This window comes from Aestuariispira ectoiniformans (genome assembly GCF_025136295.1).
Taxonomy (GTDB): Bacteria; Pseudomonadota; Alphaproteobacteria; order UBA8366; family Aestuariispiraceae; genus Aestuariispira_A; species Aestuariispira_A ectoiniformans.
Genome location: NZ_CP062788.1, coordinates 4,297,954 through 4,312,851, shown reverse-complemented (window position 1 = coordinate 4,312,851; position 14,898 = coordinate 4,297,954). Strand labels below are relative to the sequence as shown.

Below are 14,898 nucleotides of genomic sequence, written 5' to 3'. Positions count from 1 at the left end.
CCTTGAATGTATCGAGCGCCACGGACCTTTCAACAGTCTGAACGGGGGCAACGTGGACGCGACAATTCTGATAACAGTTTGGCTGCACATGGAGAACTCCCATGACGACACTTTCAGAGTTGCCGCTATTCGACCGCCTTCTCTGGGCAAAGGAAAACCTCGCTCCCGTCGAAACGGACTACCGGGTGGTTTTCGAATGTGACATGGATGAGGCGGCGGCGGTGCTGGTTCCGGCTCCTGAGTGGATGGCCTGTGCCCTGGCGGGCGGCATCCTGCCGCCGGTGGAGGTCTATCACCAGTTGGAGATTGACGAGAAAGGCCATGTTCTGAACGGGCATATCCTGCACGAAACGCCGCCACTCGGGCCGATGACGGAGGAACAGGCCATCGAATATTTGATCCGGAAGGACGTGCCTTCGCATGTCTGGCAGGACGAAACGGCCAACCGTCTGAAATTCTATATTTGTCAGAAACATCAAATCCCTGAGGACAGGGGATTTCGCAACGCATGGAGACTAGCCGCATGACAAAAGTTTATATCAAGACCCCTGAAGCAACCGTAAATGCCGCTGACGTTTCGGTCCCCGCCGATCGCATCTTTCGCGAAGCATGGATAAAGCCGGACCAACCCGTCATCGACGTGGATATGGCAAAGGCGCGGGACATCTGGAGAGATAAAATTCGTCAGGTCCGCACCCCTGCCCTAGAAGGCCTGGATGCGGATTTCATGAAGGCACTCGAAAGCGGTGCAGACACGTCCGTCATCGTGTCCCGGAAACAGGCCCTGCGTGATGCTCCGGCAGATCCGGCTATCGACGCTGCAGCCACGCCGGAAGAACTGAAAGCGGTTCGACCGGCAGGCCTCAACGTGCTTTAATTTAACAACAGAAAGAACAAAACATAAACAAAATGAAAAAACGCAGTCAATTTCCCTCTAACAGGAGAGGTTCTCGCCGCCGTCGGTCGAAGGCCGAGGTGATCAGGCGAAAAGTGGCAGAGAAACTGCCGTCGATGCTGAGTGCTGCCCTTGAGGCCTATGATCGCATCCTGTCTACGCCAATGCCTGAAGAGCCCAAGGCACAGGGAGCGCAGCTTGCCGCGGCAAAGACAGCACTTTCCCATCTGGAAAATCTGTTGAACCTGGCAGACGGGCTGCCGGATGACGATGGGGATGACGACGGTAATGATACCGCTCTGGACGGTCTGATTTCAGCCGCAAGGGAGGCCGTTGGATCTCTGGACACCGAAAGGGGGTAAAACGTGACGGTTGCGCCAAGCGCCAGTTTTCCTGAATTCCTGTGGATCTGGAATCACAGCCAGGGCCGGGATACGCCGGATGTGCATAAGAGTATTGCGCGATGGCTGGACAGGATGTGGTCCTCGCAGGAGACGGCCCTGCTCCTCATGGCCTTTCGTGCCTGCGGGAAGTCTACGCTGGTGGGGCTGTTTTGTGCGTGGCTTTTGACGCGAAATCCCAATCTTCGAATTCTGGTTCTGGCGGCGGAACAATCGCTGGCAATCCGGATGGTCCGCAACGTCAAGCGGGTGCTGGAACGGCACCCGCTGGCCGTCGGCCTGAAACCGCAACGGGCGGATCAATGGGCATCGGACCGATTCACTGTGCAACGGTCTCTGGAATTGCGAGACCCGTCCATGCTGGCGCGGGGGATCGGGGCCAACGTGACCGGCAGTCGCGCGGATGTTGTCATTTGTGATGATGTCGAGGTGCCCAATACCTGTGATACAGCAGGTAAACGCGAAGACCTGAGGCAGCGCCTGAGCGAAATTGATTATATTCTGGTTCCCGGCGGGATGCAGCTTTATGTAGGAACGCCCCACAGTTATTACACGATCTATGCGGATTGTGCCCGTCCGGAAAGCGGGGAAGAAGAGCCGTTTCTGGGTGGTTTCGAAAGACTTGTCATCCCTATTCACGATGATCGGGGCCGCCCGGCCTGGCCGGAGCGATACGGCAGGGCGGCAATTGCGAACCTCCGTCGGCGACATGGTCCCAACAAGTTCTCAAGCCAGATGCTGTTACGGCCGGTCAGCCATTCGGACGGTCGCCTGAACCCTGACAGGATTGACCTCTATAATACCTCCCTGAGCCATGAGACACGCAATGGGGTTCCGGCCTTGCTGCTGGATGGAAAGGAACTTGTGTCGTCATCCTGCTGGTGGGACCCGGCCTATGGGGCATCCGGCAAGAGAGACCGTTCCGTCATCGCCTGTGTCTTTACAGATCGCGATGGCGGTTATTGGCTGCACGCCATTCGCTATCTTGCCGTCGACATGTCCTTGCCGACCGATGAAGCGCGGCAGCAATGCACCGGCGTCTGCGATTTTCTGAAAGAATATTGTTTACCCTCCGTCACAGTGGAAACCAATGGCGTGGGTCGGTTTCTGCCGGGGCTTTTGCGATCGGTTCTGAGAGAACAGGGGCAATCGGTTGCAGTCGTTGAGCGGCACAACACAAAACCGAAAGATAAACGCATCATCGAAGCCTTCGATGCCGTTCTGGCGGCAGGGAATCTCAGGGCGCATGAAAGTGTCGCGGAGACCCCATTTCTGCGGGAAATGCGGGAATGGCGTCCGGGAGCCCAGCAAGCGGGAGCGGATGACGGGCTGGATGCGGTTGCCGGATGTTTGTTGAGCGAGCCGGTTCGGCTGCATAGGGCGTTCTCACAAAATGACATGAGCAAGCGGCCTGACTGGCAGCGCCTGGGGCAGTCGCTTCGCGCAGATTATGATTTTGACCTGTAGGCCGACATGGCAGCAGGCGGACGAAAAGGAGTGAATACCTGTGGAACATATGCTGGAGGGGAGTAGCCTGACCTGGTGGATCACGGTCGTGGAAATCCCCTCTCTTGCAGGGTTGTTTTGGTTGGTTTGGCGCAACCGGCGCGACCATGACTATGACCTGGCGGAAGCGCAGAAAAGGCTGGATGCAGCCATTGCCCAAGCGCGGGAAAGCCTCGCCGCCTACAAGCTCGAAGTGGCCAAGAACTATGTCTCCATGCCCTATATGAAGGATGTGGAACGGCGGCTGACGGATCATCTGTTGAGAATTGAGGCCAAACTTGGTGCAGGACAGAAAGGGGAAGGAAGAGTGCAATGACGGAGTTTCGTAATTCGGCAGAAAAAGACAGGATTAGTGTCCCGGCGAGGCCGGCCAAGGATGACAATGCCATCGATATTCTTGCGCGCACAATTTGGGGTGAAGCCCGTGGAGAGACCGTGCGTGGTAAGGAAGCCGTTGCCGCCACCATTATCAATCGTGTGAATAAGGCCAAGGCGCGCGGGGGGCACTGGTGGGGGGCGACCGTGGAGGAAGTCTGCATGATGCCCTGGCAGTATTCCTGTTGGAATGCGAACGACCCTAACCGGGAGAAGCTTCTGGCTGTCGAAAAGTCCGACCGGACCTTTCAGACCTGCCTTCGTGTGGCGCGCCGCGCCGTACACGCTACGCTGAAAGATCCGACCAACGGCGCGACGCATTACCATCATATTGATCTCAATCCCTGGTGGGCTGCGGGGCGTGTCCCTTGCGCGGAAATCGGCAATCATCTTTTTTATAAGAACATATCATGAACATGCGGGGCGGTATTCGTGGTGCATTCGCAGCATGAACTTTTTGCGCGACCTGCGAATGCCGCCCCGGGGAAGGAGGATGGATGGCCCCTTTGATTGGTTTACTCGCTCCGCTTTTGGGAACAGTGCTCGACCGCGTTCTACCCGATACCGTGGAACGGGATAAGGTTGAGGCGGAACTGGCGGCAACATTGTTGCAGCACAGCGCACGCATCGAAGAAACAGCCGCCGAAGTAGTCGTCGCGGAAGCCAAGGGTGAAAGCTGGCTGCAGCGGAACTGGCGCCCGATGTTGATGGTTTTGTTTGGCTATATCGTTGCCCACAACTACGTCATCGCACCGATCTTCGATGTGCCCAAGGCCGAGATGCCCGACCATCTCTGGGAACTTCTGAAGATTGGCGTTGGCGGGTATATCGTCAGCCGTGGGGCGGAAAAAGGAATCAATCTTTGGAAGAAGAATTGATTCGTGGTTACCTATACGTAATAATAATAACGTGTAAGAAATATTACGAATAGGGAGATGCATATGAGTACGTTGGGAAAATGTCTCGGGATTGCCTGTGCCTTGGCCTTTATGACGAGCAGTGTCGGCATGGCGGCCGGTGAAAAGACCGATGTTTACGGGACCTGGTTAACCAAAGGTGGAAAGTCCAAGGTTGCTATCGAACCATGCGGGAAGGAAGTTTGCGGACGCATCGTGTGGCTTCGCGAACCCCTTGATGACGCGGGTAAGCCAAAGCTGGACGGGAAAAACCGGAGGGAAGGGCTTCGTGACCGTCCACTGATCGGACTGCCCTTGCTGACGGGCTTCGTGCCGGGCAAAAAGCAGGGAACCTATGAGGATGGTGACATCTATAATCCGGAAGACGGAAAGACCTACAGCTCGGAAATGGTACTGCTCGAAGACGGCACCTTGAAGGTTGAAGGCTGTGTCCTGATTTTCTGCAAGGAACAGATCTGGACACCGGTCGAAGATTGACCACGATTACGACGCCTGGATAAGCTTTGCTTGACCCTATGCTTAAAAGCATATAGGAGAAGCATCCATCACGCTTGGCTGACTGTTGAAATGTGGCAAGCGCGTTGAACAGACCCCATATGTAATGGGAAGCAAAACCGGGAAACAATCCAACGGATATCCCGGTTAACATGCCCCAGGCGTTTTCCTTTTCCCGGTGTGCAGCTTAAGAGGCCCCGGAAGAGCGCGGCAAAGCCAATTGGCTTTGCCTGATTTCGCGTCCGGGACATACAGGAAAAGGATTATTTGTAAGTGACTAATTTTGCTGAACTCGGCCTCATCGAGCCGATCGTTAAGGCTGTGGCCGAGCAGGGCTTTACCGAGCCGACTGCAATTCAGGCGGAATCCATTCCGGCACTGCTGGAAGGTAAAGACCTTTTGGGCGTTGCCCAGACCGGTGGCGGCAAGACCGCTGCCTTCGTTCTGCCGATGTTGCATCGCCTGGCCGCTGCGGATAATGGCCGCCCGATGCCGGGCACGCCGCGTGCGCTGATTCTCGCGCCGACGCGTGAGCTTGCGTCGCAGATCGGCGACAACATCCGTCAATTCTCCCGCGGGATGAAATTGAACCACACCGTTATTTTCGGTGGTGCGCCCATGCGTCCGCAGATGCAGATGCTGAAGCGTGGGATCGACATTCTGGTGGCAACGCCGGGACGCCTGCTGGACCATGTGCAGCGCGGGACTGTCCGTTTCGACATGGTGGATACCTTCATCCTGGACGAAGCCGACCGCATGCTGGACATGGGTTTTGTTGATGACGTCAACCGCATCTCCAAGGCATTGCACCCGGATCATCAGACCATTCTCTTCTCTGCGACGATGCCGCCGATGGTGGAACGTTTCGCCAATGCCCTGCTGACAAGCCCGGTTCGTATCGAAACGGCGCCGGCAGCCTCCGTTACCAAACAGGTGACCCACAAGGTCTGCTTTGTCCTGAACCGGAATAAATCCGCGCTGCTGGCGGATGTTCTGGAAAAACCGGGCACGGACCGTGTGCTGATCTTCACCCGCACCAAGATGGATGCAGACCGCCTGTCCGACCACCTGCGTGAGGCGGGTGTGCGCGCGGATGCGATCCATGGTGACAAGCCGCAGTTCCTGCGTCAGAAGATTCTGCGCAACTTCCGGAACGGGAAACACCGTGTTCTGGTCGCAACGGATGTTGCCGCGCGTGGCATTGACGTGCCGGATATCACACATGTGATCAACTATGACATTCCGACCGACCCGGAAAGCTATGTGCACCGTATCGGCCGGACCGGTCGCGCCAAGGCGGAAGGGACTGCACTGTCCTTCTGCGATTTCTCCGAAGTCCGTCACCTGCGTATGATTGAGAAGGTTATCAAACAGCGCGTTGACGTTGACGAAGACCATGAATATCACGCTCCGCCGCGCGCCAAGCCTGCCGGTGCCAAGAAGAAGGGATTCGGCAACAAACGTCCCTTCGGCAAGAGTGGTAAACCCGGTTTCGGTGGTAAAGGTGGAAAACCCTTTGGCGGCAAGTCTGGCGAGCGTAAAGACGGCAAGCCCTTCGCCGGTAAGGGCAATGGCGGAAAACGCGACGAAGGTAAGAAGCCTTTCGCCCGTAAGAAACCGTCCGCTGGTTTCGATACGCTCAAGCGTAAAATCGCCTGACCGTACGCGTAAAGACAGGAAAAAGCCCGGCGATATGCCGGGCTTTTTTGTACCTGTTACATGAGGCTATAAAAAAAGGGGCGCGAAAATCATCGCGCCCCTTTTTTGAGTTTGTGCCTGTAACGTGCTGTCGGTCAGACGCGCCCGTGGCAGTGTTTGAACTTCTTGCCGCTGCCACAGGGGCAGGCTGCATTGCGGGAAACCTTGCCCCAGGTGTCCGGGTTGTTCGGATCAACCGCGTTTTCCTGTGCTTCCAGCGCCGCGGCACCGGTCGGGGCCTGGGCCTCTTTGGGGGCTTCCGGTTCCTGCGGCGGCGTGCCGACCTGCAGTTCAACATGGGACAGAACCTGTGTTACGGAACTGCGCAGGCCGTGCAGCATGGCTTCGAACAGGTTGAAGCTTTCCTGCTTGTATTCGTTCAGCGGGTCGCGCTGTGCATAGGCGCGCAGGCCAATACCCTGACGCAGATGGTCCAGCTGCAGCAAGTGGTCCTTCCAGGCGTTGTCCAGCAGCTGCAGAACCAGGCTGCGTTCCGCCATCCGCATGATTTCCGGGCCATAGTTGGCAGCCTTCTCGGCCATCTTGCGGTCCACGGCGTCGGTGATGCGGTGGTGAATTTCCTCGTTGGCAACGCCTTCTTCCTTCAGCCAGCCATGGATATCCAGATCCAGGCCAAAGATGCGCCAGCATTCTTCTTTCAGGAAGTCGATGTCCCACTGGTCGGCCATGGCATTGCCGGGCATGGTGCGTTCGACCAGTTCTTCGATCACGTCGTGACGCATGTCCAGCACGGTGTCATGCACATCGTCGCTGCGCATCATTTCCTTACGCTGTTCGAAGATGACCTTACGCTGGTCATTCATCACATCGTCGAATTTGAGAAGCTGCTTACGAATGTCGAAGTTGCGGGCCTCGACCTTCTGCTGGGCTTTTTCAAGGGCCTTGTTGACCCAGGGGTGGACGATGGCTTCGCCTTCTTCCAGGCCCAGTTTGCGCAGCATGCCATCCATGCGTTCGGACCCGAAGATACGCATCAGATCGTCTTGCAGGCTGACGTAGAATTTGGATGCGCCCGGGTCGCCCTGACGACCGGAACGACCGCGAAGCTGGTTGTCGATACGCCGGGATTCATGGCGTTCGGTACCCAGGACGTAAAGGCCGCCGGCCTCCATGACCCGGGCCTTGTCCGCTTCGATTTCGGCTTTGATTTCCTCGATGCGTTTCTCGCGCTGGGCAGCATCTTCAATGCCTTCGAGATCACGCTCCATGCGCATTTCAAGGTTGCCGCCAAGCTGAATATCGGTGCCGCGACCGGCCATGTTGGTGGCCAGCGTCACCGCACCCGGCACGCCTGCATCCGCAATGATATGCGCTTCGCGTTCATGCTGGCGGGCGTTCAGGACTTCGTGTTTGATGCCCTCTTTTTTCAGCGTCGCGGACAATTCCTCCGAACGCTCGATCGAGGCGGTGCCGACCAGCACCGGTTGGCCGCGTTCCTGGCATTCCTTGATCTGGGTGATAACCGCATTGTCGCGTTCGCGGCTCGTCCGGTAGACCTCGTCGTCATAGTCCTTACGGGCAAGCGGGCGGTTGGTCGGGATTTCCACGACCTGCAGATTGTAAATCTCTTCAAATTCCGCCGCTTCGGTCATGGCTGTGCCGGTCATGCCGGACAGTTTCGGATACATGCGGAAATAGTTCTGGAAGGTGATGGAGGCCAGTGTCTGGTTTTCCAGCTGGATTTTGACGCCTTCCTTGGCTTCCAGTGCCTGATGCAGGCCTTCGGAGTAACGACGGCCCTCCATTTTACGGCCGGTGAATTCGTCGATGATGACGACCTTGTCGCCGTCCACGATGTAATCCACATCACGGGTGAACAGCTTGTGCGCCCGCAGGCCCTGGTTCACGTGATGGACAACGGAAACGTTTTGCACGTCGTACATGCCGCCTTCCTGCAGCAGGTCCGTTTTCTCCTTCAGCAGCTCTTCGATATGTTCCTGACCTTGTTCGGTCAGGGTGACGGAGCGTGCCTTTTCGTCCTTCTCGTAGTCTTCCTCGGTCAGAAGCGGGATCACGGCGTTGACCTTGATATAGGCTTCGGAGGAATCTTCCGCCGGGCCGGAGATGATCAACGGTGTCCGGGCTTCGTCGACCAGGATCGAGTCGACCTCGTCGACGATGGCAAAGTTGAACTCGCGCTGAACCATCTGTTCCAGAGAGAATTTCAGATTGTCGCGCAGATAGTCGAAACCGAATTCGTTGTTGGTGCCATAGGTAACGTCACAGGCATAGGCTTCCTTGCGCGCCATATCGTCAACGCCGGGAACGATGATGCCCGTGGTCAGGCCCAGGAAGCTGTAGACCTGGCTCATCCAGTTGGCGTCACGGCTGGCCAGATAGTCGTTGACGGTCACCACATGGGCGCCTTTGCCGGAGAGCGCGTTCAGGTAGACCGGCGCAGTGGCGACCAGGGTCTTACCTTCACCTGTTTTCATTTCCGAGATCTGGCCGTTATGCAGCACGATGCCGCCGACAAGCTGTACATCGAAATGGCGCATGCCAAGAACACGTTTGGAGGCTTCGCGCACTGTGGCGAAGGCTTCTTCCAGAATATCGTCTTCTGTTTCGCCATTGGCGAGGCGCTTGCGGAACTCGTCGGTCTTGGCTTGGAGGGCGTCGTCTGAAAGCTTCTCGAATTCCGGCTCAAGAGCGTTAATCCGCTCAACCTTCGTCAAAAGAGTTTTTACAATACGGTCGTTGGCGGAGCCAAACACGGCCTTAAGCAGTCCGCTAATCATTTAAAATGCCTCGATATGGATCATAACTATGTCAGGCGAAATCGAATTACCAGTAATGGGAGACTTTGAGATAAGCGGCCTAAAGGCAACTGTCAACGGAAGCCTTTGTTAACGTTTGTCGCAGAAAACTTACAACATCGGCTTTCCTCTATTCCATATGCGGGCTTTGTGGTATTATCTCGGCCATCAAACGCAGGGCAGAAGCCCGATTGCGGTTGATTGGACGCACCCCATTTCGTTCCAGAAGGGAGGTCAAGGATGGGAAACGGATTAAACGGCGATGCTGCTGCGGTAAGCGCGCAATACAATCGCCAGACTTTTCAGCTGTCATATTCGGATTTGCAATTGCGGTCGCAGCAACGGCAGGCTGCGCATCGCGATGAGCAGCCGCATTCTGCGCCTTCCAGCAATGTATTCCTGAGTAATGATGCCCAGAATGCCCTGGAAAGCGCGAAAAAAGCGGTGTCGATCGGGCGTGGTTTCAACAAGAAAGACGTGGCCGAACGGACCGCCCGGGGCATGTCCGACTTTGTTCATCGCCTGCATGATTTGCTGGGGGCCAAGGACGATCCTCATGCCCGCGGCCGGTTTTCACAAAACATCGGAGACCTTGTATCCGAACGCGCCAGGAAGATGGGGCAGGGGCTGATCGACAGAGCGACAGACCCTCAGCTATCCTTCACCGATTTGCAGTTGTCGGTATCGATTGAAAGCTTCGACCTGCGCATTAAAACCGCAGAAGGGGAAACCAATCTGAGTATTGAGCGGATGAGCCTGTCACTGTCTGTGACGACGTTTTCCGCGTCAATTGGCACAAGGGACAATCTGATTATCGGCAATGATCCCCAAAGTGATCACCAGAACGACCAGCGGTCTGCAGATGACCCCGAGCTGGCGGGGAAAATGGACGCGATTACCCAGCTTTTCGATCGTATGATCGGCGTCGGTTCCATTAGCAGGCCCGGCCCTGCGAACCTGTTGCGCATTTTTACCGATCAGCCGTTGATCGGCGGCGATACAGGCGGGCCCGCGTCCCTGGGCGAGCCGGACAAGACGGATGTTTCTGTCTGACCCGGTCAGGAATTGCTGACCAGTCCCAGTTCGATTTCAAGCGCACCGATCAGCATATGGCCGAGCGTGATGTGCATTTCCTGGATATGCGCGGTGATGTCGGAGGGAATGATCAGGGCCGGATCACAGAGCGGGGCCATCTTGCCGCCATCACGACCGGTCAGACCCATGGGCACCATGCCGATTTCCGCCGCCGCGACCAGCGCGCGGTTGACGTTTTCCGAATTGCCGCTGGTGGAAATGCCCACCGCAATATCGCCAGGCTTGCCCAGGGCGCGGACCTGGCGTTCGAACAGGTAATCAAAGCCATAGTCGTTGCCGATTGCGGTCAGCGCCGATGTGTCGGTGGTCAGTGCCAGGCCAGCGATGGGGGCGCGGTCGTCCTTCAGTTTCACGGACATTTCGGTCGCCAGATGCTGTGCGTCACTCGCGCTGCCGCCATTGCCGAAGAAGACGATCTTGTTGCCGTCCCGGATGGCGGCGACCCAACCGGCCAGCATATGGGAGAAGGTTTCGACGCATTCGGCCTTGGTGCGGGCCAAAACGTCCGCATGGGAGTCCAGGTTGCTGTTGAAATAGTCTTCTAATGCAGTCATGGCTGGGACCTCATTGCGGGCGGTTTTTATTCACAAGGGCGGTTTCCCGTTGTTGCAGGATTTGGTCGAATTGCGCAAGCCGCTTTTGCACCCGGCCATAGAGGCTGTCCGCCGGATAATCGCCCTTTTTATCCGGTTCCCCCACCTCCAGATCAGTAAACAGGGTCAGGGCCTCGTTCACATGGGTCACGGTCCAGATATGAAAACGCCCATCGGCAATGGCCTGCTCGATATCCTTGTCGAAGAGCAGATTGACCGCGTTGGCTTCGGGGACGACTACCCCCTGTTTGCCGCTCAGTTTTCCCTTGGCCTGACAGGTGTGGAAATAGGCCTCCACCTTTTCCCGGACGCCGCCGACGGGTTGCGCATGGCCCAACTGGTTGGCCGACCCCGTGACTGCCATGTCCTGGCGCAGCGGGACGCCTGCCAGATCGGAAATCACAGCCAGCAGTTCCGCCATGGTGGCGCTATCGCCTTCCACGCCGCTGTAGCTTTGCTCAAACGTAATCGTGCAGTTGAAGGCAACAGGGATTTGCCGGGCGAAAACCCCGGTCAGATAGCCTTGCAGCACAAGTACGCTTTTCTGCTGTAACGGGCCGCCCATGTCGGATTGATGTTCGATATTGATCAGACCCTTGCGGCCAATGCTGGCCCGGCTTGTGACGCGGGCCACATTGCCGAAACTGTGGTCGCCCATGTCCAGGATGGTCAGGGCGTTGACCTGGCCGACCTTCGCACCTTCCACGTCGATCAACTGCTTGCCGGTGGTGACCTGTTCCATCATGCGGTCCTCGACGCGGGCGTTGCGGCGTCGGCGCATGGTGTCGGCCTTTTCCAGCGCGGTCAGCGTGATCTGTTTGCCTTTGGAAAGCTGGGAGGCCTCGACCAGCAAATCGTTTAGCAGTTCGTAGCGTGCACTCAACCGGGAACGGTCCTCTGCATAGCGGGCGGCCTTGCCCAGCAGTCGGAGCAGGACCGGGCGCTTCAGACTGCCGATACCCAGTTCTTTTGCGCTGTTGCGCAGCAGGCCCGCATAGATGGAGAGATTGGCGGAACTTGCCTCCATATCCGGGTCGATATCCGCCTTCACTTTGAAATGGTTGCGGAAATCCGGATCATGGGAAAAGAATGTGTAATACCAATGGGGGGTGCCGACCAGGACGATCTTCAGATTGAGAGGGATTGCCTTTGGTGTGGGGGAACCCGCCACGCGCACGCCGTTCTTGCGGTGGCGTTCCTCGATCCGGATCTTGCAGTCGCGCAGGGCCCCTTTCAGGGCGTCCCATGCCTCTGCCTGCCCGGCGAGGGATTCTGCGCGCAGGACAAGGACGCCGCCATTGGCCCGGTGAAGAGCGCCGGGGCGGATCATTGAAAAGTCGGTGGTCAGTTCCCCACCAAGGGAACGGTATTCGATAAAGCCCATCAGGTTTTCGAAGGTGGGATTGGCCTCGATAATCGGTTCCGGACAGGGCATGTCGCCATTGTCGACGAACAGGTTGACGGAATAGCGGCGCTCGACCTCGTCGCGATATAAAGTCTCGGTATCTTCATTTTCCGCATTGAATGCGGCCTGAAAAACGCCGAGATTGTCCAGGATGTCGGCCTTGACCATCGTGAGCCACCGGCCCAGGCCGGGGTAGGTGCCATAGTCCTTGATAACCGGTTCCAGCAGGTCACTGATGACTGCGTCGGCCAGATCACGGTCGAGGTTTTCAATTTGCGCCGCCGTTTCCATCTGCCGCTGTGCCGCTTCGCGATGCACTTCTTTCAGGGCATCGGCGATTTCGTTCGCCTTGTCGCGGAGTTCCGCCTGGCGCGGTTCTTCAATGTCATCAATGGGAAGGGGCTGTCCTTCCGGACCCAGCGGCGTGACCATCACGCCCTCTTCGGTGCGCAGCAGGGCCAGGTCGCTTTCCGCAGCCTCCTTGCCGAGCTTCTCCATCTCCTCGCGAATGGTCTCCTGCGCCTCTTCGCCGATGGTTTCCACCTGACCCTGGTATTCCTCGCTTTCAAAGGCGGCCTCCAGGGCATCGTGGAGATTGGCGGTGAAGACCTTCATGCGCGAACGGAATGTCCGCCCGACACCGGCAGGCAGAGCACAGGGTTTGGGCCTGTGCGGGCGTAGGAAGTTGTTGAGGTAGACCCAGTCGTTGGGGGCGGGCTGCGCCTCCAGGGCTGTCTTCAGAAATGCCAGGGTTTGTGTCATCCGGCCCGAATTGTCGGCCCCCAGCACAAAGATGTTGAAACCGGGTTGATTGATGTCGAGGCCGAACTCCAGGGCTTCGCGTGCGCGGGTGTGACTTGTAAGGTCGAAAACGCTGCCGTTGCGTGTTCGCCAGCCTTCAAATCGCGGAAGTCCGATTTCCTGGGCATTTCTTTCGACGGGCATAGGCTTCTCCTGTTCAGGTTTTGCCTTTATGTGCCAATAATTTAGGCATCATTAAGATTAAGGTGCTTTTATCGTGATCTCAAAGCTTTTCGTATGCTCAAACTTTCGTTATGTTGCGCTGCATGATGATCGAAGTGAAAGAAATTTGCCGGTATCCGGTCAAAGGATTGGCGGCTGACTGTTTGCAGACGGTGACATTGTCGCCGGGGCAGGCGCTGCCCTATGACCGCCGTTGGGGTATTATCCACGCGGCTTCGCAGGTTGATCCGGCGGCACCCGAATGGGCGCCCAAACAGAATTTCCTGATGCTGGCGCGTGACCCGCGCCTGGCCAAACTCGGTCTTGAATTCGATGAAGAGACGACGGCACTGACGATCACCCGCAAGGGGCGTCCGGTCAGCCGGGGCGTCATGAGCGATCATATCGGCCGCCAGACGTTGCAGACTTTCCTTGCCGGTTTCATGCCGCGCGGCGCGCGCGGAATGCCTCGGATCGTCGAAGCACCATCGGGCGACAGTTTTTCCGATGTCTCCAGCAATTATGTTTCGATCATCAATCTCGCCAGCGTCGCCGACCTGGAAGAGCGTGTCATTCGCCAGAAGGTTCATCCGCATCGTTTCCGGGGAAATTTATATCTGGCAGGCCTTCAGTCCTGGGAAGAAAAGGACTGGGTCGGCAAGACCCTGACCATCGGGGATGTAGAGCTTGAAATCGTCAAGCTGATTGAACGCTGTGCGGCAACCAACGCCAACCCGGAAACCGGTGAGGTGGATATGAATATCCCGCTGAGCCTGCGCCGGGGCTTCGGCCATATCGACATGGGTGTTTATGGCAGGGTGGTCAAAGGTGGTGAGATTTCCGTCGGCGACGCCGCGACCTTATCCTGACCGCCCTTGCAGCAGGTCTGCGTTCTCCAGGCAAACCTCTTCCAGAAAATCAAATACGGCGGCATAGCGCGGGCTGTGTCGCAGGTCTTTGTGGACAATCAGCCAAAGGGGCCGTGTCAGATCGGCGATCGGTGGGGTAATCCGGATGAGATCGTCATAGTCCACTACGGACATGCAGGGAAGCACGGTCACGCCCAGACCGGCGCGGACAAGGCATAGCTGCGTCGTTGTGCGGTTGGCTTCCGCCGAAACCGGAGAGCCCCCGAGGTTCTGCCGTTGCCAGATGGCGGCGGGAATGTCTGCGTGGTTGTCGGTCCAATCCACACGGGGCACGGCAGGAAGGTTCTCAAGGCCCATATCCTTCGTCAGGCTGAACCGTGCGGCGAGGTTCCGGCTTGCATAGAGGGCATAATCCAGCCTTCCAACCTGTTTGGTAATGAGGTTGCCGCGATTGGGGCGGGTCAGGCGTAAGGCAATGTCGGCCTCACGGCGGGTGAGGCTTACGTAACCGATGCCGACAACCAGTTCCGGCTTCAGGTTGGGGTAGTCCCGTTTCAGTTTGGGAAGGGCCGGGCCAATCAGGTCCAGTGCCAGCATCTCCGAAGTGGCGATCCTGACATCGCCGACGGCGTCTGCCTTCTGTTGTTGGCCGCTGTGGGTGAGGTTCAGGACGCTTTCCTCGACCTGCCGGGCAAGGACCAGCATCCGTTCTCCATCGTCGGTCAGGAAGTAGCCGGTTACATGGCGGGTGAACAGGGCATAGCCGATGCTATGCTCCAACGCCTGGATTTTCCGGCTCACGGTGGCCGGGCTGCTATGCAACTGATGTGCGGCGGCTGTCAGGCTTTGGTGGCTGGCAACGGCCAGGAAATACCGGATATCGTTCCAATCGAGTTTTTCATTCATGAA

The 14,898-nt window shown here is 57.3% G+C and carries 15 protein-coding genes; 11 read left to right on the top strand and 4 right to left on the bottom strand.

From position 1 onward, the window contains the following. Positions 1 to 101 precede the first annotated feature (101 nt). From IF205_RS20360 to IF205_RS20320, 9 genes are all read left to right on the top strand, one after another. Positions 102 to 527: a hypothetical protein gene (locus IF205_RS20360; protein ID WP_259781190.1), complete on the top strand. Its 426-nt coding sequence runs from the start codon at positions 102 to 104 to the stop codon at positions 525 to 527. Further along, complete coding sequence (locus IF205_RS20355) at positions 524 to 877, top strand: hypothetical protein (protein WP_259781189.1); 354 nt, start codon at positions 524 to 526, stop codon at positions 875 to 877. The genes IF205_RS20360 and IF205_RS20355 overlap by 4 nt, the downstream gene beginning before the upstream one ends. A 113-nt stretch (positions 878 to 990) precedes the next feature. After that, positions 991 to 1,257, top strand: a complete 267-nt coding sequence (locus tag IF205_RS20350; protein ID WP_259781188.1) for a hypothetical protein — start codon at positions 991 to 993, stop codon at positions 1,255 to 1,257. Positions 1,258 to 1,260: 3 nt separating this feature from the next. After that, a complete protein-coding gene (gene terL / locus IF205_RS20345; protein WP_259781187.1) occupies positions 1,261 to 2,763 on the top strand; it encodes a phage terminase large subunit in 1,503 nt (500 codons plus the stop codon). 49 nt (positions 2,764 to 2,812) lie between these two features. Then, positions 2,813 to 3,118, top strand: coding sequence for a hypothetical protein (locus IF205_RS20340; RefSeq protein WP_259783323.1), 306 nt, complete (start codon positions 2,813 to 2,815; stop codon positions 3,116 to 3,118). Beyond that, positions 3,115 to 3,591: a cell wall hydrolase gene (locus tag IF205_RS20335; protein ID WP_259781186.1), complete on the top strand. Its 477-nt coding sequence runs from the start codon at positions 3,115 to 3,117 to the stop codon at positions 3,589 to 3,591. Before IF205_RS20340 ends, IF205_RS20335 begins: the two co-directional genes overlap by 4 nt. Before the next feature lie 83 nt (positions 3,592 to 3,674). Next, positions 3,675 to 4,055 (top strand): 3TM-type holin, encoded by a 381-nt coding sequence (locus tag IF205_RS20330; RefSeq protein WP_259781185.1) that lies wholly within the window; start codon positions 3,675 to 3,677, stop codon positions 4,053 to 4,055. 63 nt (positions 4,056 to 4,118) lie between these two features. Further along, a complete protein-coding gene (locus tag IF205_RS20325; protein WP_259781184.1) occupies positions 4,119 to 4,571 on the top strand; it encodes a DUF2147 domain-containing protein in 453 nt (150 codons plus the stop codon). A gap of 291 nt (positions 4,572 to 4,862) precedes the next feature. Further along, the gene (locus IF205_RS20320; protein WP_259781183.1) at positions 4,863 to 6,248 is read left to right on the top strand and encodes a DEAD/DEAH box helicase; all 1,386 of its coding nucleotides are present in this window, start codon (positions 4,863 to 4,865) and stop codon (positions 6,246 to 6,248) included. 134 nt (positions 6,249 to 6,382) lie between these two features. Here IF205_RS20320 and secA read toward each other — a convergent pair whose 3' ends face one another. Then, positions 6,383 to 9,046 (bottom strand): preprotein translocase subunit SecA, encoded by a 2,664-nt coding sequence (gene secA, locus IF205_RS20315; protein WP_259781182.1) that lies wholly within the window; start codon positions 9,044 to 9,046, stop codon positions 6,383 to 6,385. 258 nt (positions 9,047 to 9,304) lie between these two features. Here secA and IF205_RS20310 point away from each other — a divergent pair, with 258 nt between their 5' ends. Beyond that, positions 9,305 to 10,117 (top strand): hypothetical protein, encoded by an 813-nt coding sequence (locus IF205_RS20310; protein WP_259781181.1) that lies wholly within the window; start codon positions 9,305 to 9,307, stop codon positions 10,115 to 10,117. Between the two features lie 5 nt (positions 10,118 to 10,122). Here the strand turns inward: IF205_RS20310 and IF205_RS20305 are convergent, their stop codons facing one another. Together IF205_RS20305 and IF205_RS20300 are read right to left on the bottom strand one after the other, a co-directional pair. Continuing rightward, positions 10,123 to 10,713 (bottom strand): D-sedoheptulose 7-phosphate isomerase, encoded by a 591-nt coding sequence (locus IF205_RS20305; protein WP_259781180.1) that lies wholly within the window; start codon positions 10,711 to 10,713, stop codon positions 10,123 to 10,125. A 10-nt stretch (positions 10,714 to 10,723) separates the two neighbouring features. Next, positions 10,724 to 13,102 carry a Lon protease family protein gene (locus IF205_RS20300; protein ID WP_259781179.1) on the bottom strand — a complete coding sequence of 793 codons (2,379 nt, stop codon included), beginning with the start codon at positions 13,100 to 13,102 and terminating at the stop codon, positions 10,724 to 10,726. A 122-nt stretch (positions 13,103 to 13,224) separates the two neighbouring features. Between IF205_RS20300 and IF205_RS20295 the strand changes: the two genes are divergently transcribed. After that, positions 13,225 to 13,989, top strand: coding sequence for an MOSC domain-containing protein (locus IF205_RS20295; protein ID WP_259781178.1), 765 nt, complete (start codon positions 13,225 to 13,227; stop codon positions 13,987 to 13,989). On the opposite strand, the gene IF205_RS20290 is transcribed toward IF205_RS20295, so the two are convergent. Then, complete coding sequence (locus tag IF205_RS20290) at positions 13,981 to 14,895, bottom strand: LysR family transcriptional regulator (RefSeq protein ID WP_259781177.1); 915 nt, start codon at positions 14,893 to 14,895, stop codon at positions 13,981 to 13,983. The genes IF205_RS20295 and IF205_RS20290 overlap by 9 nt on opposite strands. Between the last annotated feature and the right edge of the window lie 3 nt (positions 14,896 to 14,898).